The 25,977-nt window shown below is 47.8% G+C and carries 11 protein-coding genes; 9 read left to right on the top strand and 2 right to left on the bottom strand.

Going from position 1 to position 25,977, the window contains the following annotated elements:
- Nucleotides 1-219: 219 nt before the first annotated feature.
- The 9 genes from ACEW9O_RS21930 (at nucleotide 220) to ACEW9O_RS21890 (ending at nucleotide 22,273) form a co-directional block, all read left to right on the top strand.
- Complete coding sequence (locus ACEW9O_RS21930) at nucleotides 220-3,165, top strand: T9SS type A sorting domain-containing protein (RefSeq protein ID WP_373552349.1); 2,946 nt, start codon at nucleotides 220-222, stop codon at nucleotides 3,163-3,165.
- Nucleotides 3,166-3,270: 105 nt separating this feature from the next.
- Nucleotides 3,271-5,076 (top strand): T9SS type A sorting domain-containing protein, encoded by a 1,806-nt coding sequence (locus ACEW9O_RS21925; RefSeq protein ID WP_373552348.1) that lies wholly within the window; start codon nucleotides 3,271-3,273, stop codon nucleotides 5,074-5,076.
- A gap of 166 nt (nucleotides 5,077-5,242) precedes the next feature.
- Nucleotides 5,243-12,595, top strand: coding sequence for a hypothetical protein (locus ACEW9O_RS21920; RefSeq protein WP_373552347.1), 7,353 nt, complete (start codon nucleotides 5,243-5,245; stop codon nucleotides 12,593-12,595).
- Nucleotides 12,596-12,626: 31 nt separating this feature from the next.
- Nucleotides 12,627-16,307, top strand: coding sequence for a hypothetical protein (locus tag ACEW9O_RS21915; RefSeq protein WP_373552346.1), 3,681 nt, complete (start codon nucleotides 12,627-12,629; stop codon nucleotides 16,305-16,307).
- Nucleotides 16,300-17,454 (top strand): deoxyribonuclease V, encoded by a 1,155-nt coding sequence (nfi, locus tag ACEW9O_RS21910; RefSeq protein WP_373552345.1) that lies wholly within the window; start codon nucleotides 16,300-16,302, stop codon nucleotides 17,452-17,454. Before ACEW9O_RS21915 ends, nfi begins: the two co-directional genes overlap by 8 nt.
- A gap of 54 nt (nucleotides 17,455-17,508) precedes the next feature.
- A complete protein-coding gene (locus tag ACEW9O_RS21905; RefSeq protein WP_373552344.1) occupies nucleotides 17,509-17,634 on the top strand; it encodes a hypothetical protein in 126 nt (41 codons plus the stop codon).
- Between the two features lie 77 nt (nucleotides 17,635-17,711).
- Entirely contained in the window at nucleotides 17,712-19,343 is a 1,632-nt protein-coding gene (locus tag ACEW9O_RS21900) for an ELWxxDGT repeat protein (RefSeq protein ID WP_373552343.1), read from the top strand.
- A 136-nt stretch (nucleotides 19,344-19,479) separates the two neighbouring features.
- Nucleotides 19,480-21,618 carry a fibronectin type III domain-containing protein gene (locus ACEW9O_RS21895; protein WP_373552342.1) on the top strand — a complete coding sequence of 713 codons (2,139 nt, stop codon included), beginning with the start codon at nucleotides 19,480-19,482 and terminating at the stop codon, nucleotides 21,616-21,618.
- Between the two features lie 25 nt (nucleotides 21,619-21,643).
- On the top strand, nucleotides 21,644-22,273 hold the full coding sequence (locus tag ACEW9O_RS21890; protein ID WP_373552341.1) for a hypothetical protein: 630 nt from the start codon (nucleotides 21,644-21,646) through the stop codon (nucleotides 22,271-22,273).
- Between the two features lie 299 nt (nucleotides 22,274-22,572).
- Here the strand turns inward: ACEW9O_RS21890 and ACEW9O_RS21885 are convergent, their stop codons facing one another.
- Together ACEW9O_RS21885 and ACEW9O_RS21880 are read right to left on the bottom strand one after the other, a co-directional pair.
- Entirely contained in the window at nucleotides 22,573-23,913 is a 1,341-nt protein-coding gene (locus ACEW9O_RS21885; RefSeq protein ID WP_373552340.1) for a metal-dependent hydrolase, read from the bottom strand.
- Nucleotides 23,914-24,034: 121 nt separating this feature from the next.
- On the bottom strand, nucleotides 24,035-25,540 hold the full coding sequence (locus tag ACEW9O_RS21880; RefSeq protein ID WP_373552339.1) for a tyrosine-type recombinase/integrase: 1,506 nt from the start codon (nucleotides 25,538-25,540) through the stop codon (nucleotides 24,035-24,037).
- Nucleotides 25,541-25,977: the final 437 nt, after the last annotated feature.

The following is a 25,977-nucleotide window of genomic DNA, read 5'->3' as shown; positions in this document are numbered from 1 at the left end:
GAGGACGATTTCTTGGCTCATGTGGTCAAGAAGGCTCTCCCTTGATTACGAAGCCGACACCAGAACTAGTGAGACTTTTGTTTTGATTGCTAACATTCATCTCATATTGAGAAAAACGTAATTTTTTACAGGCTCTTAGTTCTTCAGTCAGGCTTTGGGTGTAATTTTTTTAGAACTTGTAATGGGCACGAATCCTCAATAACGGTACCAGCCGAAAGAATGATCAGTGCAGGTGGTGGCAAATGTACCGAAAATTATGTTTGTACATTACACGGTAAAGTCTACCAACAAATCAAAGAAACTCAGAATCCGGTCAATTTTATTGAAACCGTGCAAGGGGTGTATATGGAGTTGTTACGTGCGGCCCAAAGTAGTGATTCCAAGTTTACACTTTCAGATGCACAAAGAGCAATGATCACAACCTTGTGCGACAATGGCGATGGTAAATACAACATAATCAAGTTTTGCCCGGAGTCACTTGAAATGATTAGTTCATCCCGTCCAAAAGGGAAGAAAGCCAAAGATGTAGTAGATCAAATTGTGACTAAAGATGGTCAAAAGTGTAGAGAAATATCCTTTAAGCTGAAAGGTACCACCTATAAAGGGAGTACTTGTGACCCCAAAATTCAAGCAGTATTAAAAGTTACGGATCCATTGGGTGCCCAAGGGGACCTTTGCAACGGGTTTAGAACACCCAAGCCTAATAACCCTCCCAGTGACTCGCCATTCCCAACTTGTAACAAAAACAGCATGATTACCCGTTCAATAGGTAGCTTGATCGCTTCCTATGAACAATATCTGGCCAGCCGAACTGGGGAGTTTGCGGAACAACCAACCTTTGACGGCTCAAGTTTGAAGTTGCTAATTGTTGAGGCTCAAAAAAGAGACATCAACCGGATCAGTTGTTTAAAAATCAGTTATTGTCCAAATGACTATACTGCAAACAATTACCTACAAAATTTGGAATTTCTGCAAAATTTGGATTGTCCAATTTCCTGTGGTCGTGAATTCACGCAGGTGACTTTTGATAAAGCGCTACAAACCTTTCGTCAATCTACCTCATTTGGTACAGATATGGCTCAATTGGTTGCCATTGCAGGGAGTGATGACGCATCAAGATATCGTTGTATAGGCATTTCTTACTGTAGTCAAACCCAACAGGTTCAAAATTTTGAGTCAGTCAAAAATTCAGTCCTCCGGATTCACAACAACTTAGAGGTTTGCTCTGCTTGCGATGTATGGGTGACTGAGATGTTGAATAAAATGGTGGTTGACTACAAAGCTATTTTATCCGACAGAACCCCGGAGGACAATGACGCCCAACTCTCGACTAGATTTGGGGGGACTTTTTTTTCCTCTGAATTGAAACAGGCATTAGATTTGGCCATCGATCACCATGATGACCCCAATAGCAAAAGTTGTATTGCGGTAACCTACTGCAAAACAACACTTAAACTGAGAGCCAAGGATAATGTTTTTAAATTTGCAGAAAAGAGCCGTTGCCCTGCCCGAATTCGCCCAATTGGTTTTCACGATCATGAACATGAAGAACAATCTTTGGTAGAAACTACTATTGTCGATTCAACTGATGTTTTTGAGCAGGAAACCCCTGATTCAAAAGTATATATTGATACCCTGCATTACGGTCGATTTGCAGGTTTCTCGCCAATGATTTTTGATGGAAACTTGAGTCCTATGAGCTTACAGTTTTCTGATCAAGGGCATGTCTATTACAATTATGCGCATGATCAAACTTATGTCAACTACGGTACATTAGACGATGCCGTTATGCGTTGGGACAATTGGGATGCCAACGCTTTTTATAAAGTTGGGCAAGAAGTCAAGAACAAAGAATATTATGTTTTTGGCAAAACCGAAACTTTAGCCTTCGCTGCCCCCCTCGAATCCGACTCCCTGCTCCACTTCACCCATTTCACAGTCCGCGACAGTTTCCTGTACCTCAGCGGTTACTACACTGGTGCCTTACGCTACCGAGCCGAACTAGTAGACGACCAACCCACCCATGCCCAAATCAATGGCTTTGTATTGCGCATCAACCAACAAGGTGACCTGCGTGGAGCAGCCATCATTGAAAACATCGATACCACGCTCAATGGATTTAGGGTAGCCTTAGGCAAAACCGGGGATGTGCTAGTAGCAGGTAAGGTGAAATCGAGCACTTTACGAGTTAATCAAAATGATGCAGCTACGGGGCTTATTGGTGGCGGTTTTGTTGGTACTTTGCATGCACATACCCATACCTTTAGCCTGCTAAGTCGGATCGATTTGGAGGCCAATGCTCAAATTTTGCGCGCAGCGGTAGAACCCCAACAAGGTGCTTATGCTCTATTATTGGGCAATACCCAAAACATTGCCCAAGCTACACCAGGAAGCTTTCAAGTAGCCGCAGGGAGTAAATTTGCGGCGCTGAACCTAAATACTCAAGGTAACCCTCAATGGGCACACTACTTCAATGGAGATATCGATCCTCAACAACTGGATATCACCTTTGGGCAAGAACAACGCCTGAATGTGGGCATCACCTACGCAGGCAATGTATCCGTAGACTCTACCCAATACTTCAGCAGTCTGGGCAAACAAGACATTGGCCTCATCCAATTTGATCAACAAGGCCAATACCGTTGGCACCGCAACTACGGCAGCTCAGAAACCGAAACGGTGGTAGAATTGCTATACGATGAGGGTATCCTGTACTTCGGCGGCAATTTTGCTGGGGCACAAGGCTTCCGCTCCATCGGCGGCTACGACTTCTACAATCCCACTCTCTTCCATGAGCGGGCCTACGTTTCCTATTATGCCGATTCCATTGCGGTGGATACCACTTTAGCCAATACACCCGAGTTGGCCGCAATTCAGGAAACTGTACTGCGCAAAAGGAGCACTCCAGACAAGAGCTTTAAGGTATTCCCGAACCCATTCAAAGACGAAATCCTGACCGAGTTTGAATCCCAAACAAGCGAAAACATGAGTATTGAAGTGCTAAATGAATTAGGGCGGGTGATCAAAACCCAGCGTTTTGGAGCTATACCTGGCTTCAATCGCCAACAAATCTCTACCCAACAGTTGCTGGCAGGCATCTACTTCATTTACCTGCGCAACCAGGCTGGGCAGGTGTTGAAGGTGCAGAAACTGGTCAAAATGTAAGTGAAAAGTGAAAAGTGGAAAGTGAAAAATATACCAAACGGTGGAATCCAAATGGTGTACCTGCTTTTCACTTTTAGCTTTTCACTTTTCACTAAAAAAACAACCATGAATAAACCTCTACTTAGCAGTTTAGTGCTGCTCCTTGTGGCCATGAATGGGCTACAGGCCCAAAACCTAAGTTTCCACTGGATGCGCAAAAGCGACGGTGAAACCAGCGATCTGTTTTCCAATTTCCAACGCGCCCAAATGGTGATAGATTTGAAAGGGAACATTTACCAAATGGATCAGTACTCGGTGGAAATGAATTTTGGAGATACCCTTTTGCTCGACGAAGAAGATGCCACACCTTACTTTCTGGTCAAATACAACCAACAAGGTCAGTTGCAATGGGCCCGTAAAATAGTTGGTTTGAATGAGGGCGTACCTGCTGAGTTATACTGGGGTGAGATCAATAGCCTGAACCTGGATGCCGAAGACAATGTTGTTATCTGTGGAAGTTTGGAATCCAGTCACTTGGATTTTGGGACCGGGAATCTCCAGGCTAAATCTTGTCCTGACTGGAATTGCACCAGCACATTTGTAGCCACTTATTCTCCTCAGGGGGACTTCCTTGATGTGGAACAATTTCAAACGATTAGCCCCGAGTCTGAAGATTTTGATTATTATGGCACTTTTAGTCCAGTCATGAACATCAACAAGCGGGGAGATCGATTCCTGTCTTTGGTACTCGGAGCGGATACCCTCAAGTGGGGGGATCAAGCCTTGGCATACCAAGATGAGCGCCTCATTTTTGCGCATGAAAATGCGGTCAACCATAAGAAGCGAATCACTTCCATACAAATCGATCCAGTAGGGACTTTTTATCCGCTGGAACTTGTCGCTCAAAGAGATGGCTCGGCCTTGTTGTTTGGCGAAACCGAATCCGAAGCAGTTTTGAGCGATAGCTCGGGCTTCGTATACCAGGCCACCAGACATACCAGCCGCAGCGAATATTCGTATTTTCTGCTCAAATACAATTCGGCAGGCAGGCCGCAATGGGCCAAGGAATTGTATGGCGAATACCTCGCCGCTCAACTCACTGCCGATAGTTTGGGCAATACCTATGTCACTGGGTATTTTGATTACTTTTTGGAATGGGATGGTCGAATCCTTCAGGAAGGAGGATCTGAACTCATGGGATTTATCCTAAAAATTGATGCAGCAGGGGAAGTGATTTGGTATAAAATTTATCCCAATGCTGGCATTGATGTTTCCTTGACGGCCAATGCACCCACCATTGATGCAGAGGGAGGATTATTGGCACCGCTCACAATTACCACCCCTGGCCCAGGTATCCCAACCACTCTTGAAGGTCGTGAAGTGATTCCGCACTGGGAAGAGTATGCCTCTGCGCTTGGCCATTACAACGCTAGTGGCCTCTTGGATACCTTTGTTGAATTCAAACCAGAAGAAGGTTTGTTTTTTGTGACCAACCTCCGTTACGATGCACAAGGTCGCATTTACGGTTTGTTCCAAACGGCAGGAACAGAAACAATAAAAATTGGGACCTATAGTATTCCGGTTATTGAGCAAACGACCGAAATCCTGGCCTGTTTCACCCTTTCCAATCTGCCACCGGGCTTCACGGCCCCCAAAGCGGTTACCAAGGTGGAAAAAACGGCCGAAAATCTCCGCATCCTCCGTACCTATCCCAATCCTACCGATAATCAATTGACGGTAGAATGGGTGCCACAGGCTGCTGCGGTAGAGCTGGTATTGAGCGATAATCAAGGGAGGGTATTGCAAGTTGTTAAACTTGATCCTTACACCCAGCAGCATACCTTGAGTGTTGCTCAATGGCCTGCGGGTTGGTATACTTTGGAATGGCACTGTGGCACCGAGCAAAAAAGCCTACGGGTGATGAAAAAATGACAGATGGTCAAAGCATTGGATGGATGGTCTCCTCTTAAACATCTTAAGGCTAAGAGGAGGCAATAGTCAGATTAGGTCATGACTATTTCAACTCACTTTAGAATAAACCAATGGTGGCACCCAGCCGTATACCTACCTCTGGAATACGGGATCCACTGCTGCCAGCTTGTTGGTAGATACCACCTCCTCGGTACTCTATACCGTGGAAGTGCGCGATAGCAATACTTGCGTCAGCCGCGACAGTTTTGCCCTGACCATCAATCCACTACCAGTGGTGCGGGTCAAAGCAACGGATACCTTGCGTTGTGACAATCCTCAGGTGCTTTTGGAGCCGCTAACAGCTTCTGGTAGTTTACAATTCCAATGGAAAACCAGTGCTGGCCATACTCTGGCTGACTCCAGTCAGGTGTGGGTAGATTCGATGGACACCTACATTGTTGAAGTAATGGATTCAGTAGGTTGCAGCAGCAGCGACAGCACCCGGGTGATCACCTACATTCCTCAGATCGTCCAAATTGACTCCTTCCCCAGCACCCACTGCGACAGTGCCAATGCACAAATCCGCATTCAAATGTCCAGCCCTGGTGCCTGGTTGTACCGCATCGATAGCACTGAGTGGGATACCAGTGCTACTTTCAGCGGCCTACTGATGGGTACGTATGCCATTTCTATTGCTGCTCCTGATACCAGTTGTATCATTGATACCACCATCACGATCGGCAGTCGGGAAATCTGCATTGAAATATGTGCAGGCGACTCCATCCTGATCGGTCGCCCCAGCCTCAATCCCTGGTGTATGAAATGGTTGCCCGAGGATGGCCTCAGCAACCCGGATAGTTCTTATACCTGGGTGAAGCCGATGAATAGTACCATCTACCGTCTGATCATTACGGACGACGATGGGAATATTTTGGATAGTTTGATTTATAATGTGACGTTGTGCCCGCAGCTGAGTGTTAGCCCTTCAACGCTGAATTTGTGTGAACAAAATAACCCAACCCTCAGTGCGGTTGGTGGTACTGGGCCCTACATCTGGCGAAATCAAAATGGAGCCATTGTGGGAGAAGGGCAAACTTATGCGCCCACGGAACCAGGAATGTATACCGTGCAACAAAGCAATAATTTGGCTTTGGCGGCTTCGGCCAATGTCAATAAACAACTAGGGAATCAAAAACTACAAATCGAACCGGGCTTAGCCGCTATTTGCGGGGATTCCGTTAGGTTGTCAGTAGCAGGTAATTTCCACAATTTTGTTTGGAGAGACGGCAATGGACAAACCTTGAGTCAAAAAAGTTATGCCTTCATCAAGCAGCAGGGTACCTATACCCTCACAGCTGAAGTAGGCGAAGGCTGTGTATTGGATACCCAAACCACCGTATTTGCTTCCGGGTTTGCACTGTCAATTCCAGCAGAAGACATAGTAATTTCTTGTAACAAAACCAGGAGTTTGCCTTACCCCATAGTAGAAACACGCTATGGCTCTGGCATCGATTCACTGCTGGTTACTGCACCAGAACATTACCAATTCCGGGCCGAGTGGCGCAAAGATTGCCAAAGTTGTGGACAGGTTCGTTTGTCGATTGAAAGTGATGAATCCATTGGTGGAAATACCCCTTGTACCAAAGTGATCCGCCGGACCTGGGTTGCCCGCGATGAATGTGGTCGCCGGGCAACGGCTACTCAAATCATCCGTTGGCAGGACAATACTGCACCAGCATTTGTACAATTCCCGGAAAGTGACACCCTCATGTGGGGCTGGCCACTGCCTACGGAAACACCTATTGTCAGTGACGACTGTGATGCGACACCGAAGCTGAGTCGAACCGTTGATTCGACTTCAACCTCAACCATCAAGGTTGTACAAATTCATTGGCAGGCCCGTGATACCTGTGGCAATACCCATACTCAGACTCAAATCATCACCTACCTGAAACCCGCCGTAGAGGACTCCTTCAATTTGTCGGCAAAGTATGCTTGTGGAGATGATTTTACCGCTCAAACTCCGAGCAATCAAGAGCCACTTGGCGTACTGCGCCCCAAAACGGTAATTGATGCCTATGGCTTTTCGGTACAGGTGACCAAAGTAGATGGGCCAGAAATAAATGCGACCGGGGTTTATTCGGGCGAGGCGGTGGCCATGATCCCCTTTATAAATAAACCAGCCAGGTTTAGATTCAGCAGCCTGAAAATCAACTCTAGTTATGAGGTTTTGTCAGGCAATTTAACATCTATTACTGATTCCGATTTCAAATTGCCCACGTTTGGGACTGCCCAATCCAAGCTGGACATCTGTTTGCCCCCACCGCCACCACCAGTTGGGACAAACGGCGAAAACGACAGTGGATTTGATGCCGATGGAAAATACGTCAAACAACCTCCTTACGAAGGGCATCAGCCAGGGGATGTATTTGACCCCACTCGTGATCCTAATGGTTTTGATAAAGATGGAATCCATGTTGAAACCGGAACCATCTACAACCCTCAAGGTTGCAGCGCACAGGGAGTAGATTCTACTGGGCAAAAATGCGACCCAACTGGCGCGGGCCCTTACTACTGGCTCAATCCCAATGGCCTGGATGGGCCTCCCACTGGAGGTGGTACCCAACTGGCCAATCAAGTACGCGACACGCTGCGTCCATTGGTCATTCAAGTGCTGAAAGAATTGCAACGTGTCAATGACTCCTTGATACTGGAACTCAAGGCCGATTGTGATGAGCTTCGAGGAGGGACGGATGCTGCTTATGCCGCTACAGGAATGGGCGACCGTGACTTGGTGTTTGGCACCGATGATCAATTCTTCAAAGAAGGTTTGGCCAAATCTTTTGAAAGCAGACCCAAACTATTGCCTGAAACTGTTCAACGGGAAGCTGCACACTTCGATTTGCAGAAAAAACACGTAAAGTTATTTGAGTGTGACGAGAGCATGGCTAAGCTCCGGGCACTGAGTACTTTGTTGTTATCCCTACAACAAGACCCAGGGCTAAGCAGCCTGGTTCGGGAAATGATAGAACGCCTCAAGCGGGTGAGCGATGCCGATACTGCTTCGATCAATACAATAGCAGAGCTGATCCCTTGGCTGAGCGGGCAAGTATCGACCTATGCTACCAACCTGAATAATTTTAAATTCAACCGCACTGGCAGTATTGAGGCCACACCCGCTACTCCGCACATCAAACATGCACGGGATTGGGGCGAACAAATAAGCACTTTCAATGCACCCACACCTGATGCGAGCCAACAAGCCGCGGCACTACTCGCGGAGTATGAATCGGGAGCAGAATACATAGGTGGTGTTCATCGGGCTTTTTATTTGCGAGAAATTGTAAGGCAACGTCAGTCCCAATGGTTCGCCACAGATTCCTTGAAAATTGGAGCAAGTTTGTTTCCGATTGAAATCAAATCCGAATCAAAAGGCGCTGAACCAAGCTTTTTATTGGAAAATTTACGGATCACATCCAGTGGTGCCTACCTAGATGCTTACATCATCTTAAATATTCAAGGTAAAGAGATTGTGTTCCGTGCGCAGAACGTTCCCCTTGATCCTTCTGGATTAAAGGAAGATGGTAAGATGTACCTGGCCAATGATGTGGAAATGCGTTTGAGCAATGCGGTAATGATGATTTTTAAAGCAAATACTACCTACGTAAATTGGGATTGTCATGGTTTTGACAAAGCTGGCCTGGATTTGGAATTTGAATTTTGTGAAAAAATCATCGTTCCTGTAGATCCCCAAACCCAACAAGTCATTGCCAATGCCCGGGTGAAAGGCCGTGCTACAGCAGTGATTGAAGATTTGAACGACTTTACAGTAGCCATCAACATTACTCCTTTCGCGCTAACGAACCATCCAGAGGTGCAGATCAGCGTTCAAAATGCCATAGCAGACTTCAGTGACACCGAAACTCCAGAGGAAATCAAATTCCCCACCGGCTATACATTCCCCGAAGGCAATTACGAGCGCTGGAGAGGGGTGTATTTGGGGCAAGTTTCGGTAACCCTTCCAATCAGCTTTGCAGAAAGTGGCCAGAATGTTGCCATTGGTGCCGAAAATTTCATCATTGACGATCAGGGCGTTTCGGGTAGTGCTTTTGCGGCCAACTTCATCAATCTTTCCCAAGGTAATTTTGGCGGATTTGCTGCTTCGGTGGACACCATCAGGGTCGACTTTTTGGCCAACCATTTTGTTGGTGCCGGATTGGCAGGCAATATCCATTTGCCTCTCTTTGGCAAACCCGAGGGTGCAATCGGGCCAGAGGATTGTTTCCGCTACCGGGGTCGGATGGAGCCCAAACAAGGCTTCAAATTTGCCGTTTTGCCTCGCGAAGACATGACCATGGATTTGCTCAAAGCCAAGGCGACCATCCTGGCCAGTTCATCCATAGAAATGCAATACGTAGGTGGGCGCTTCAAAGTACGGGCAACCTTGAATGGTAGCATTGCCATCGATACTTTAGGAGCTTTTAAAACCGAAAAGGAAAAACCTGTTGCTAGCGGATCCCCTCCCCAAGATACAATGCCTCAGAAGCAAACCAAACTCGGGTTAGCCCTTCCATCCATAACTTTTGAAAAACTGGTACTCTCCAACGAAGCCCCTTACCTCTCGCCAGGCATTTGGACCATGCCAGCGTCTGCCTCGGCTCGTTTGGGTAAATTCAAACTAGGTATTGATGCCATGAAACTTGTAGCCCGAGAAGGCAACCAGGCGGGCTTGTACGTAGAAACCCGGGTGGAGCTATCGGACGATCATAAAGTCCCGGCCAAAGGTGCCTTTGAGATTTATGGGGAATTGAAGATAGAAAATGGCCGACAACGCTGGGTTGGCAAAGGCTTGCGCATCAAAAGATTTACCGTTGATGCCGACATCAAAGGCAATACAATCAAAGGAGAAGTATTCCATTTTGATGGAGATTCTACCTCTGTATTTGGCTCAGGGTTCCGAGGGACCTTAAGTGTTAAATTTGCCAAACTAGGCGGTGCAGGGATAGATGCATTAGCCCAATTCGGGGAGGTTGACGGCTTCAAATACTTCATGGTAGACGTCATGGCCACCTTACCTGGTGCAGGCATTCCCTTAGGCCCGATGTACATCAAAAAATTGGGCGGGGGCCTTTCCAACCGTATGACCCGTACTGACGATGTGAGCTTCCCGACCAATTGGGGTAGTTCCAGTGGGAGCGGAGGCTCGGCAGGTGAATTGGGAACTTCTCTCTCCGGCGTGCAGTACTACCCCAGTTCCGAACGGGGTCTTGGCCTGCGTTTGGCCCTGATGATGACTGCGGAAAAAGAAGAATCCTTTAATGCAACCGTAAGTCTGGAAGCCATCTTCAACAGCAAAGCAAGTGGTGGTGGAATTCATGAGCTTGCGCTCGATGGCTTTATTCAATTTATGACCAAGCCCAACCCGGCACAAACACCCGTAAAGAGCAACAAAAACGGCTTGAACAATCCAGCTGATACCATTCCGAACTTTGCCAAAGTAGCGGGCTTCATCAGCATCAAGTACAATTTTGACGAAGACATCTTCGACGCCAATTTCCGGGTATTTTTCAATGACGCCAACATGCGTGGTAGTGGCGACGCCCGTTTTTACTTTTCACCCGCCAAATGGTTCATCAACATTGGGGAACCCAGCAAGCGCATCAACCTGACCATGGATGTGCCTGGCCTGCCCAACAATGCCCTGGTGATGACCGCCTACCTGGACATCGGCAATGGCATTCCGGCCATGCCCCCACTGCCAGCCCATATCCGTGAACTCACCGGATTGGGTGCAACCCAGGGAGCGGAAAGCACCCGGGGCAGCGGCAATGGATTTGCCTTTGGGGCCGATTTGAGCATCACTACAGGGGAACTCAAATTCCTGATCCTGTATGCCAACCTCAATGCAGGCGTAGGTTTTGACCTGCAACTGCAACAATACGGGGGTGCCTCCTGCGCAGGTAGTGGCGAATTGGGCATCAACGGTTGGTACGCTTCCGGACAGCTCTGGGCCTACGTACAAGCCGAAGTAGGCCTGCAACTCAAAAAGAACGGCAACAAATTCCCCATCGCCAGCCTCTCTGCCGGGGTAGCTCTGCAAGGTCAATTGCCCAACCCCTTCTGGGCCAAAGGCAGCTTGGCCGGGCGTTACAAAATCCTGGGTGGCTTGGTGAAAGGCAAGTTCAACTTCAAATTTACCATTGGTGAACCTTGCCAATTGGTGGACGAAAATGGCCAGCCTGTGCCCGAACCCGAACTCAGTCTCATCAGCGAATTGCGGCCCCAAAACAGCACGATTGGGGTCAGTCAAATTGCCCGACCTCAGGCCACATTTACCTTACCCATGAACAAGGCCAGGGTACCTATGCTGGACGAAGAAGGCAACACCGTGTATTACCAGACCAGCCTCACGAAGCTGGAATTGCGCGACTCCCTGGGCCAAGTTATTGCCTGCGGCCTGACGTACAGCAAAGACAGCCTGCAAATTACCCTGGCACCCTACGAACTGCTGCCAGCCAATGCCCGCTTCAGCCTGTACACTGAGGCTACTTGCAGCCACAACGGACAAGTACTGGTGACCGATCGGGATAGTGTGAGCTTCCGCACCGGGCTCGTTGCCAGCGGGATTCCTGCCGAAAACGTAGCCTACAGCTACCCGACAGTAGGCATGCAGTCCTTCTACCGTTACGAAAAAGCCGACCGCCAGGGTTACATCCAGCTTAAACTGGGACAAAAAGAACTCTTGGGCCTGGGTCAACCGGTATTTGCCCGCTTTGAAGGTGGGGGTAGTACTACCGAAACCCTGGTGTCGTACAGCAATTACGACAAGCGTTTGAGCTTCGACATCCCGGCTGATGCCCTGCAGCCCGCTACGGGCTATACCCTGAGCATTGTATCGGGAGGTAAGGTCTTGTTGAGCTTCCCCTTCCGCAGCAGCCAATACGCTTACTTCAAGGATAAAATGGCGGCTTTTGCAGCAGCGGCGACCAGCAGCTGGGACGGCTTGAACATCAACTTCAAAGCTCCAGCACTTGAACCCTTTGACGATGCTGAAACCTTGGGGCAAAATGAGGAGACACCACTCATTGCTTTTGAAATGGTGATCGACAACTATCCCTGGTACCTCAACAACTTCAAAAAGGTGTATAGTAGAGGGGAATTTGACAACTTTAAAAGTTTTGAACCCCTTTCACGCGATGTCAATGCCTCGGGACCTAAAGGGGAACTGGCCTTGGGCTTCGCGACAGGTACCACGCTGGAAAACCGCTTGCATGCAGTGCTGCGGCAGGATTTGGATGATTTCGAAGACCAGGCTGCCCTTGCCGAGGCCCAAAGGTTAAAAACTTGTGGCAACGACACCAGCAGCCGAGGCTGTACAAAGGATGCTGCTTTGGATGCCTTCATCGGTCGCAGCATTCCATTGCCTGCTGCGGGTAGTATTCCGGTCATGGCTACTTACCGCCTGCCGGGTAGTAAATCCGTGAACTCCAGTACCAGCTTTACCTGGAGCTTTGGTGCCAAAACCAACATCCAAAACTAACCCAATTGCTAAACGCCAATTTTGATTGAACATGAAAACTTTGTTGCAATATCCACTTTTGAATGCTGCTTTTTTAGTGAAGTATGCGCTGCTAATGGTGATGGCAATTGGGCTGGTCACCCCTTCCGTGCATGCCCAGACCGATACCCTGCCTGTCTCGATCCAATCCAAGGATCGGGCGGGCCTGCAAGACCCCAGTATGGCGCGGGTCAAAACCAGTGCCACCGAGTTTGCAGCAGCGCTTTCGCCCATTTTTAATGGCACCGTAAGCCTACGGGTAGATGATGAAATCATGTACCCGCTCAACCGATACGAGAATCAGGGCATTTTTGCGGAGCGTTTTGCCACCCGCGCCGCCGATTATGATCATGATGTAGCGGTAGCTCGAGCTCGCCCCCAGTTGCGCAGCAACCTTGCAGGCAGCTCCTTCATCCTGGCGGTACGCCAAATGACTGGCGATGGCCTGGCCATGCAGGTGCGCTTTAAGGTGAAATTGCCTGCCATTGAGGGACTGAATGTGGAGGAGCAAGGCGAATTGGAAAATGACCTGGCAGCAGCGGGCGAAAAAGCTGCTGCTGGTGGAAGTGGGGGATTGGCTGTGGCGAAGGGGATTGATGCGATGAGGGTTTTATTGGAAGAATTATCAGGGGTAGATGTTTTGGAAGATTATAGCTACCTCTCTAAAATAGTAAACTGCACAGTTCAAATACCTCCTTATTACATTTTGCCTTCTGGGGTTTTGGCAACCCATACTGGAACTGGAATCTTGACACCACATTATTTTGATAGGGCAAATGATAGTGATGGGTTTCCACGGGGTAGTTTAGTCGGTTTTAATATTGATTCGGAGCAATATATATCCATGTTTACTCGACTTGGTCGTGGAGAATTTATTGGGTTCTGTAAATCGAAAGATTTTGAAGCAGTCAAGGCTTCAACAGGTAAGGACTATCCTTCGCTTACGGATTGTGAAAAAATAATATATAACGGGTTTTCCCCGATGGCTGCCGGAACGTACAATGTGACCATTCCTATCACGAGGGATGGAACAGTTCAAACTTACACTTTTTCATATGTCAATCGTCCTGCAACCAAGATTGATGGAGCAATGCCCGCTAACGTTATACCACAGGGCATGTATGCATCTTGTGATTTTTGTGAAGAATATAAAAATAGCCCGGGTCGAAAATATTATGATGATACAAGAGGAAGTATATCAGATACTGATTTTGAAGCACTTCAATTGCTTTGCCAACAAGCCAAGGGTTTCAATTATGTTGCTGGTGAATTTGCTAAAGGGACCGAATTTGATAAAGTCTATTGGGACAATGTGATGAAGGAGATATATGGAGAATCAGTTATTCTCACTAGTAACCAGACACAGGCTGAATATCTTGCTGGTTTGTACGCCTTTGCCAATTGGTTCAAAACTGTTGAAACATCTCTGAGTAGTATCGACGATCAAAGTGTAATGGCACTAAGCATTTTGCAGTTGCCAAGATCGGTGCTTGTAAGAATTAGTTGTAAGTTAAAAAAGAGGGTTGTCGATATATTATTGTCGGGAAAATTAACTGGCGTAAACTTGCTTACGGGGAAAAACCCAAGAGGAGCTTTAGATACTCTACTGTTATATGCTGGCGATGACGCAGGGTGTTTATTAAACCATATTGTCAATTCTTCTTTTACGAATATTTCCAAGCAGGATATCGTAGCTCAGGCCATAGTTGGATTTCCAAATGAGGTAATCAAGGACTTGGATTGTGCAACTCGTGACACGATCATAGATTTATTATTGTCCAAAAACCTTCAAGGCATAGGTATTTTCACTACTCCTACTGGAGGTAGAGACAAGGAGGCTTTTCTAAAACTGCTTGTGAATTCAGTAGATCAAGCGTCTTGTGTCTTTTCAACCATTACGAGGAATTGTAGCTATGTCGAAAAATTGTTTAAAAGCTATGGCAGTGATAGGGCTTTCTTCTCAAGATTTGCTGATGCCTTTAAAAACATCTCAGTAAAAGCCATCAGCTCATGGTCGCAGCAAGAGATTCAAAGCCATTTTAAAGGTAGAATCCTTCATGTTGGGCCTTCTTGGCTATGTTCAAAAGAGCCTTATATTTCTATAAACACAGCTTTTACGACTGACTGTAAGATAAATGTTAACTATGAGATGCCCACTGGTTCGAAGCTAATTGTCGATGAAAGTTATGATTATCTTGAGGTTAGCGACTCCTGTTATCACCAAGTAAAATGGTCAAAAACGCTAGACCTCTTCGAACTAGTTATCGTTGTTCCAACTGGGAATGTGCCCGAATTTGGATGGAAGGCCGGAGAAGTAAAGGTTATTCCTGCATATATGTTGGCTTATTTTTCTAAAAAGCAGGATAATGAAATCAATGAGGTTTTAAAAAAGACAGGCTTTGTCGTATTAAATCTTGCATTTTTAGCTGCTACCCTGGGGCAAGGTGCAGTCGTAGAGGCGGGAGCCATTCCAACCGCGGCAAGAGTATTGGGGATTTTTGCTGCTTCTTCAGAGTTGGTCACTTTATCTCTTGAAGATGAAATTTTGGCTCTTTTTGATGACAAAAACAGAGGCCATGAATTCATTAACACGATTCATGCAATAAATGCTTTTTTCTTAACTGCTGATGCTTTCGTTAGTGTTGCTACCATCATCCGGTCAGTTGATCGGGCGGAAGCGCTTATCTCCTTGGTTAGAGTAAGGAATGGGCTTTACTTGCGCTTACGAGGCATGGTTTCAGAAATTAGACTCGCGCTTGGTTTAGGAGAGCGGTTGTCTAAAACTACCATTGAATTCATTCTATTTGAAACGTTTGCAAAGTACAAATTGATCCCATCTGTAGAAGTTGGCACCCAACTTTCCAAATCTATTGCCGAGAGTCTAATCAAATCAGGAAAAGGAACAGAATTTCTGAAATTTTTCAATGAAGAATTTTATGCTCTTTTTGCTTCAACAGGTAGTGGTGGTGATGCCATCCGTAAATTATTGCTTTCTTTGGTTGAAAGAAATTGGGAAAAGCCGGAGTTGTTTGTGGAAGTTATTAGCCGAATTGTAAAGAGTTTTAAGGGAGATTCAGAAGCTATTCTCAAAATATTAAATAATCCAGAACTATTTGAAACATGGCTAGAATCTGGCGATATTTTAACAATGGAATACCCAGGAGCAAATTATTGGCCTAAGGTAGTAATTGATGAGAATTTCATTGCAAATGTACAAGCTAACTATGGCAATGAAATCATGGAAATGGTGAAAAAAGTAAATGAATTAAGTATTACAAACAATGCAGTCGTAGGAGCTGGAATATATCATGCCAAGTTGCAAGAGACTATTACAGCAACAAATTTTTTATCAGGTGAAATTGGTACAACAGCTCAAACTTTTCTAAACGGATTACATCCAATTCTTAAACGAAGGCTAGAATATTTAAAATTTGCAAAAGATAATGAACTGATTAACGCACCTACCGCTAGTATCACTTCCGCAGGTGAATTCGGAACACATGCAGAATTTAGAGTGCTTGATGCAGGGATAAAGAAATTAGAACAGTTAGAAGGGATACCAAGTGGGGCTTTCCCAGAGAATAGACTCAGTGAATTTACTATTTTTGTAAAACATAAACAGGGGACAAACCCGCCTAGATGTGTAGCATGTTGGATTTGTACTCATGGTGTAAAAGTTGTCGGAAATGAATAATAACTTAAACTTAGTTAGCATTTATGATTTGGACTTTAGTTCAAATACAGAAAAATTTTACCTGCAAGGATTGGAATACACAGGTTTTGTAAAAAGCCCACGTGAAGATGGGATTATTGTCTTTTTTGAAGTGCAAAATGGACTAATGAAAGGTGTATATCGAGAATATAACGCCTCTAATAAATTGACAAAGATTGGATTGTATAACGAGCTAAGAAACGGATATTTTCTCGACTATTCTCCTAAATCGGAAGTTTTTACTGTATTTGATATGGATACAATTGTTGAATTGATAAAAGTCGATTCACAAGGCAATCGTGTGGAAAGCTATAATATTAAGGACAAAACAAACATTCAAACTTTCAGAAAGTACAACCTAAATGGTAAATATGAAGATAGCGAAGAACACCTTTCAGAAGGCTGGAAAAGACAGCGAGAAGAAAATGCTTCAGAAGGCTATTATGGGAATAATTTTGATGTTATTCCATATTATGAACTACAAAATGAGCTACAAAAACGAGTTCAAATATTAGAAAGTAATTTGGAAGAACAGGTCAAATTTATTGCTGGTGCTGATGTAGCTTATGATGAACGAGAAAAGAGGATGGTAGGTGCTATAATAGTATTGAATGCTGAAACGTTATGTGTAGAGGATCAAGCATATTACGAATTACAAATTGATTTCCCTTATCTGCCTGGATTATTTTCATTTAGAGAAGTCCCACCATTGGTTGCTGCGTTTAAAAAATTAACAATAAAACCTGACCTCATTATCTGTGATGGGCATGGAATTGCTCACCCCAAAGGAATTGGTATGGCCAGTCATTTAGGAATTGAGTTGGACATTCCAACAATTGGCTGTGCTAAAACTAGATTAATTGGAGGCCATGCTACAGTAGGCTCTAAAAGGGGAGACTATGCGCCCCTAGTTTTTAACGATAAAGAGGTTGGTAGAGTTCTTCGAACACAAGATCACATAAAACCTTTATTTGTTTCGGTGGGGCATAAAATATCAATAGATTCAGCTTGTAAGTGGGTATTGAAATTATGTACAAAATATAGGTTACCAGAAACTACGCGACATGCAGATGCTCTCGCAAGAAAAATATTAAATGAGATCACTGAAATCAATTACCCTGACGACTAATGATTCTTAAATCTAAAAATTTAAACAACCTAACAAACCTCCATTCTCAAAACGATGAAACACAACCTAACATTTTATTTTTCTTGTTTAGTATCAGCCTTAAGTGCTCAAGCTACCCCATTCAAAAACACCAACCCCAGCCACAACTACTACAACCCGGCCAATTACCAGGTTGCATAGGTAACCAAAGCAGAAAACATAACCAACTAAACCCCTCTTTCAATCCATCACCCCGCAAATAACACAACCAACAAACCATGAAACAAACACTTACAATTTTGATTTTATTTTTATTCAGCACAGTAATACTCAATGCCCAAGCCACCCTGGTCAAAGACATCAACCCGGGCACAGGGCACGCTGACCAGACCTTTTACAATGCCATGCCCATCCAGATCTGGCAAGGCAAGGCCTATTTTGCCGCCACTGATGGCAGCAGCGGCATTGAATTGTGGGTCAGTGACGGCACTGAAGCGGGTACCAAACTCTTGAAAGACATCAACCCTGGCACGGGCGCCTCGCAGCCCGATTATTTTACAGTTTACCAGGGCAAATTGTACTTTGCCGCCACTGGCCCCGCCGGGCGGGAGCTGTGGGTAAGCGATGGCAGCCCCGAGGGCACGGTACAGTTCAAGGACATTTACCCGGGTACCACTGGTAGTAGCCCTACCGACCTCTGTGTGGCGGGCACCACCCTCTTTTTTAGCGCAGCGGGAACAGCTGGACGCGAGTTGTGGAAAAGCAATGGCACTGCCGCAGGCACGGTACTGGTGGTCGATTTGTTGTCATCTTCCTCCGGCTCCAAACCAAAATATTTGACCGCTTTGGGGGCTAAAGTCTGTTTTTCGGTGGATGACCTAGACGCGGGCGAGGAGCTGTACATCAGCGATGGCACCGAGGCAGGCACCAAACTGGTAAAAGACATCAATCCTGGATTTTTTGGCAGCTTTCCCAAGGTTTTACGGGTGGTGAATGGCAAATTGTATTTTGGCGCTTCGCCCGAAACAGGTAGCAGTAAAGAAGACATCTGGGTAAGCGACGGCACTCCAGATGGCACCAAAATATTGATTCCAGGTGGGTATCTTTTGGATGTGGTAGAACTAAATGGCAAAGCGATCATCGCCGCAGGTGGTGATTTGTACGTCTCAGATGGGTCTGTTCAAAATACAATCAAATTAGTGTCTTTGAGTTCAATGTTTACGAGAAACATCAACCATACCCGTCTGATGGGCGTTGCTGGAGGATTGGCCTTTTTTTCAGGAGAAAAGACGCAATTTTCCACTGGCCAGGAAATGTGGGTCACTGATGGTACCGCAGCGGGCACAAAATTGCTCACTGATTTGTACAAGGGATTTATTTCTTCCAGTCCCACCTGGTTGACGCCCGTTGGCGCTAAAATCTATTATGCTGGTGATTACAAACAAGATGTTTCTACGGGGATAGAACTACTTGAAACGGATGGTACCGCTGGCGGCACCAAAGTAGCTGCCGACATCACTACGGGTACATCTGGTAGCAATCCCGGCCCAATCGTCCAACTCAACGAAACTACCTTGCTGTTCATGGCCCAAAATCAAACCAATGGTCGGGAGCTGTGGAAATATACGCTCAAAACCAGTACCCCTACTTTAGAACTTCGCACGGCCAAAGACCTCTTGAGCTTTTCGCCCAACCCGGCCCAAGATCAACTCCAGGTACGCAGCCTGCGCGCGGACGCTGGCGACGGGGTACTGAGCATCCACAACCTACTGGGGCAAGTGGTATACCAACAAACCTTGCGGGCGCAAGAAAGCAAAAGTATCCATTTGACGGGATTGAGCAAGGGGGTATACACCTTGAGCCTGCAACAAGGAGAATGGGTGCAGGTGGAGAAATTGATGATTCATTGAGTTGAAGAGTGGAAGAGTTGAAAGGTTGAAGAGTTCGCTACCGCAGCGATTTTGACGAGAACGACGTCTAAGCCGCTGCGGCAGCTTCTCTTCAACGCTTCAACCTTTCAAATTTCCAACTAAAAAAAAACAAACCATGAAACAAAACCTCTTGCTACTCTGTGCCTTGCTGATCTGGGGTACAGTGTTTGCCCAAAACCAAAGCAGTGTGCAGCTCAAAGGCGTGTACCACCAGGGCAAAGTGCTGCTGCGCTGGGGACCTGCCGATTTCCCCAGTTGGCAGAAAGGCAATACCTTGGGCTACAAGCTGGAGCGGATTCAGTTGACCAGTGGTGGCGTAGCTCAAAGTGCAGCGCAGGTCAATGCCAGCCTACTGGTGCTCGACTCGCTGATCAAACCCGCGCCCGAAAGCCTGTTTATTTCCATGTCGGACACCCTCAATGCCGCAGGGATTGCGGCAGCTGCCCTGTACCAGGAATCCTTTGACGTGGAGCCAATGTCCGGAGGCGACGACCTGGCACGTGCCCTCAATGCCAACTCCCAACAAGAAAACCGCTATGGCTTTGGCCTTTTGGCCGCCGATGGCAGTTTTGCGGTAGCCAGCGCCATGGCACTGGGCTATTCGGATCAAAACAACGTCCAGGCAGGTGAAACCTATTTGTATCGCTTGTACCAACACACCCAGGCCAATGGTCAAAATCCAATCTTGCTAGCTGCGCTCACCCTAAGTACCGCCAGCGAATACCAGGCCCCCGCACCACCACTGCCTCGGACTGAAGTAAAAGGCCAGCAAATTTTGTTGTCCTGGTCACGCACTGGCCTGGAGCAGCATTATACCACATACAAAGTAGAGTGTTCAGCGGATAATGGGGCTACCTGGATTACGCGCAACAAATCGCCCTTGCTCAGCCCCGAAAGAGAAGGAAACAAGCCCGATTTGGTCTTTTTTGGAGATCAATTGCCCGCCACTGGAAATGTACAGTACCGGGTGCGAGGGATTAGCCCCTTTGGTTTTGCAGGCACACCTTCGGCAAGCGTTGCAGCAAGCAAACAAGGCGTACAGCGGAGTGAACGGCCTTTTGTGTACAAAATCACCGAAGTCAACCAGGGGACCTTGAGTTTATTCTGGGAGTTTCCCGATTCCATCAATGCCCAAATTCAACGCATCGAGGTGCGCCGATCCGGCAACCCTGATGGGCCTTTTACCCTAATGGCCAATGGAACCTTGAGTAATACAGCGCGGAGTTTTGAAGACGCCAGTCCACTTTCTTCCAATTATTACCAGGTAGTGGCCATCCATCAAGACAACTACGAGATGAGTGCGGTACCAGCCCTGGGCCAAATCGCTGATGAGACCCCTCCCGGCGTACCCGCTGGACTAAAAGGCTCGATCAGCAATGGGGGTACGGTAGATTTGAGTTGGACAGTCAATGCAGATTTGGACGTACGAGGGTATCGGGTTTTTAAGTCCAACAGTGCCGAGGGGACTTTCTCTGAGGTTTCACAAGGCGTGATTGCAGGGGCAACTTTTAGTCACAGGATTGAAATGCAAACCCTTTCAAAATCTATTTTTTATCGCATTAGTGCGGTGGACTTTCACGAAAACGAATCCGAAATGGGAATCGTTCTTGAGTTGAAACGCCCGGATGTGGTACCTCCAGCCGAACCCCTGGTGCTGAAAGTACAACCCAGCAACGCAGGAATCAGCATTGAGTGGCAACCCAGCAGCAGTGAAGATGTGGTCAAACATGTGATCGAACGCAAGCCCAGTGCCGGAAGTGCCTGGGAATCAGCATGGGTACAAAATGGGGCACTGAGCAGCGCTCAGACCTGGCAGGACACCAACCTGGCGACGGTTGCAGAATGGGATTACCGCGTGATCGCTTATGATGAAGCAGGGCTGTACAGCAGTTCCAAACCTGCCAAAGGGAAAAGCACAGCTGTAAAAAGACCTGGACCCAGCAATGGCAAGGCCGAAATTTCGACTTCGGATAATCAATTGGCGGTGAAATTACGCTGGGAATATCCCGAAAACATCAAACCAATGGATATGCTGATTTATCGAGCCAGAGACAATGCCAGTCTTACGCTGTATTCCGTTTTACCCCTTGAAGAAAACCCTCCCGTAACTACCCTGGCCGGACAACAAGCGCTGTACGTTTACAAAGACAAGGAAGTAAACCCAGGCAGCGATTACAAATACCAGATTATCATGCGTTTCTCGGATGGCATTCGTTCGGCAGCTACGCCAGAGATTCCAGTTTCCTTGAAATAAATGCTGTAAGCTTAAAAACCAAGTCATGAAAAAAATAAGCCTCTTTGTGCTTTTGCTGCTCCCCAGCATCAGCCTCCTGGCCACCATCCGCATCATCAGCACCTCCCCGGCCACGGCCTCTTGCAATGGCAGCATCTACGTCGAAGCCTCCGGCACCGCAGGCCCTTTCAGCCTCGTGGTCAGCAATGCCAGCGGCGTAGTATACCAAGCCCCCATGAGCGGCACGACCGAAACCGTGGCAGGACTGTGCAGTGGTGCCTACACGGTGCAAGTGTTCAATGCCTTTGGCTGCGCAAAAACCTTGTTAACCGAGGTCAGTGCAGGTGCCGGAAACCTGAGTGCGCTGCCGCAGCAAAACAACTTAAAAAATCAATTAGCGGCCACGGTACTCCAGGCCAGAGCTTACCCCAATCCCTTTAATACCGATTTTCAGGTGGAGCTAGATTGGGATCGTGCACAAGGTGAAACCATCGATGTGCAAGTGCTCAATGCCCTGGGGCAGATCGTGCAGACGCAGCGCCGGGAAGTGGTACTTGGCCGCAATGTTTTTAAAATTGAAATGAGTGACCCGGCTTCACGAGGACTGTTGCAAGTGGTGTTGCGAGATAAAAGCGGTAGGCAGGTGTGGTTGAAGATAGTGCAGGTGCAGCGGTAAGGGGAATGACGAATTTTTCGAATGACGAATGACGAATGGGGGAGGCAATGCCCCAAATTTGTCATTCATCATTTGAAATAACTTTATTCTAATGTCATTTTAAGTTTATCCAATTATCTCTTTCAGCACAGCCTCATGTGATAGGTACCCACCTTTACATAAGGTTAATCATGCGCGGCACCTTGTAATTTTAGGCGTTCCACTATGAACAACTCGCAACACTTCACACTTTCCATAGTTGTGTGGATCCGAGTAAGGTGATTTCTACAATACGGGGATGAAGCAATATGCCTCCATGCTCAAATTCTCACCACTTTAAGCACCCCAGTAAACAACAACTCACCCGGCAAATTTCGCGCCCAATCCACCTCCAGTTCCGCAGCCTGCTGTAAATTCCGCAGTCGATTGTCCTGCTGCAATTCACGCAACTGGGTTTCCAATTCGATCACTCTGGCTTCGTGCAGCTCAGGGATTTTGACCTTGCGGAGTTCCTTGATGCGTTGGGTACGCTTTTGATCCAGGTAGATGTCGTCGGAAGGTTGCATCGCCTCCAGGTTGGCGAGTTCAGCCATTAAGTTGCGGTATTCTGCGAGGGCGGCCCGATCCGCCTGACGGAGGTTTTGGACTTGGACGCGCAGCACCTCGATGCGGGGATCGATTTGGGGGACAAAGGCCTCTTTGGCCGTAGTGGCTTGCGGGCGCATAATCACCAGGTCGCTCAGGTACTTGGCGCTGAATTGCTGACCTTCCTTCATCTGGCCACCGATCCGGGCCACAAAGTTGTCGGTCGCATGGAGTTTGACCTCCAGGATCAATTGCTGGTGCAGCAGTTTGTTGATGCTATCCAGGCCTACTTCCACCAGGAGCAATTCTTCAAAACGAAACGAGCGCCCGGTGTGGCGAGGGATGGTGTGGTGGATGATCTGTTTGGACTTGTCCAGGAGCAGAAACTGGCCGTCTTTGAGTAAAGTTGCCTTGCTTTCCCGCGCCTCGATACAGAGGGCTTTGCCCTGGAAAACCTGGCTCCCCTCATGGTAGCGGTAATCCACCTCCAGTACATCCGAAGATTTTTTGAACTCCGAAGCCAGGTGTTTGAGGGTACCGAAGGTACGGTTGTAGGTAGTCCAGAAACCCTGTTTGTAGAGCGGCTGGGACGCCAGGCCACCGAGGATGAAGGCAAAGAACCAGATGGTTTCCTTGCGCATGTCGCCCGTACGGATGCGCATGTTGGGGTCGCCAGGAAGGACGCAGGGATTTTTGAGGAAGGGGTAAAAGAGGAGTACACCTTGCAAAGTCACCATGTCAAAAAGCAGGTGGGATACCATGGCAATGACGGCGATGGCGGTCAGGCGCTGGGATTGCCAGAGGGTTTGTTCCAAGAGTCCGGCGGCTAGCCAGAAGATACCCAGTCCTAGCAGCGAGTGGGTGAGGGTGCGATGACCGTGGCGGCTATTCAGGTAGCGACTGAGGGGCAGGAAGAGTCTGCCGATCGGGCTGCGGGGGTGGTCGATGTCGGGCAGGGTGGCACCGAGGAGGACTGCGCCAATGGTGGCGGGGCTTTCGAGGATGTTGATGTTGGCTAGGGCGGCGAAGAAGCCGGTGAAGACGAGTCCTCCGGCTAGATGGTTAGGTAGAGTCATGGTTTTGATTTATGATTTTTTGAAGTACGAATGACGAGGTACGAAGTACGAATTGGGCTGCACCTGAAATTTCAGGAGGGTGCCCAATTCGTACTTCGTACCTCGTCATTCGTACTTCCATTTAGATAAACTTCCGTTTGACCATTTTGTAAATGTTTCTGGCGAAGAGAGCGAAGACGAGGAAAATGCCACCGATGAGTCGGTAGGCACCAGCGTCGTCGCCGAGTTCGCCGCCAGCGTAGCGGAGGATCATCAGGGCCGAGAGGGCGATGATGAGGGGGAGCATCATGTCGAGTTCCCGTTGGGCGGTGGTGTGGCGGATGTCGCGGGTTTGTTCGGTAGAGACGTAGGCTTCCTTTTGGTAACGTTCGATCATTTCGAGGGTGTAGAGGGGGTTGCCTCCGGTTTGATCCCAAATGTGGTTTTTAAAGCCCTCGTAGTCTTCGATGCGGTTCTGGTAGGATACTGCGGCCTTGGCGATAAGTTCGAGCGTCTCAGGGCGTGTGAGGGGCTTTATTTCGAGTTTTTCGAAGTTGGTGATGAAGCTGGAGTGCTCTACCTTGACCTGACGGGCCGCCGCGAGGATGTGGAAATGGTTTTTCAGTTTTTCCAAATACGTGACCTGGCTACGGGTGAGGTTGCTCAGATCATCGAACACCAGGGTATACTCCTGGGGTCGGGTGACCTGGAGGAGCAGTTCCACCAAGCGTTTGGCCGACTCCCTGGTGATCACCTGCTGGATGTCCTTCATTTCGAACATGGCCTTGGCGATGGCCTCCTTGTCGTCCTGGAAAAGGTGTAGAAGCATGCTGCCCAGCATCTTTTTGGGGTAAGTGATGTCGTCGACCCGGAGGATTTTGCCCTGTTGGTAGTTGTCCAGCAAATGCGTTTTGCCGATGCCCTGGGGACCGAGGAGAAGGACGTTGACCTTTTTTTCAGCCAGATCCATCAATTTGGCAATTTCGGCTTTCCGGCCCACGTGGTACTTGGTCAGTCCCTTCTCCAGGGGCATGACGTGGACCCGTTTGGGCGGGAAGACGCGCCGTTGGAGCTTTTGCAACCAGGAACTCGTATCGATGGATTGGATAGCCTGGCGCAATTCCTGGTCTTCGACGTGGAGGTAGATCTCGGTAGTCTGCTGGCTGTTGTGGCCGAGGAGTTTTTGAGCGACCCGGATGTCGTTGCCTTCCCGGACCACTCGCGTGGCAAAGGTGTGCCGCAACATGTGCGGGTGTACAAGGCCTCCAGAATACTTCTTGATCCTTTTCCAAACCACCACCCGGCTCAGGTAAAGCGACTTGGAAGTTTTGGCTGCTGGAAAAATGTAGGTATCCGGCTCCGAATCTTTGATGCGAGGCCAGTAGTCGGCGAGGGCTTCAAGGAGGCGGGTAGACAGCGGGATGCTGCGGGTGTGCAGGCGCTTGCTGCGCTTCTTGAGGCTGGCGACCGTGACGGTGTTTTGCATGAAGTTGAAGTTCTTGCGCTGCAGCTTCACAACTTCGGTGACCCGCAAGCCACAGTCCAACATCAGGAGGATGATGACGCGGTACTTCAGGTTTTTGGTGCCCGCCAGCGCTTCTTGCAACTGACGGGACACGAGTTTGATGTCAGGGTGGGCCTGGATCATGGTGTGGTTTTCATAGCATTATTAGTTGAGGAGTTGAGGAGTTGAGGAGTTGAGGCTGCCGCGAGGGACATTCAACTACAGTTCAAACTTTTCAACGTACAAGACGGGAAGCTGGAATGCGATTAGCGAGATTCGGCGAGACGGAAAAGTGAGGGGGCACGCCCCCTCCAAAATATATCCGAGAAGTATAAATCTGGTTAAATAAAAAAAGCCGAAAGGTCGCAACAGCATTGCAACTTCTCGGCTTGTGGTGCAAAGATGTGGGGATTGTTTGAATAAATCAATAGTCCAACAGATTTTTTATGGATTTTGGATGGAAATTCGGGTGGAAGCGGGGGGCCGGGGGGGAAACACTATTCATATTTTGTTACCGGGGTTGGAGGGGGAAAGGGTAACGGGTTTGGAGAGGGGGTGAAAAAAATATGGGGGTAGGGGAG

Origin of the sequence: Haliscomenobacter sp. (genome assembly GCF_041740695.1) — a bacterium.
Lineage (GTDB): Bacteria > Bacteroidota > Bacteroidia > Chitinophagales > Saprospiraceae > Haliscomenobacter.
This window is presented reverse-complemented; position numbering and strand designations above follow the sequence as displayed.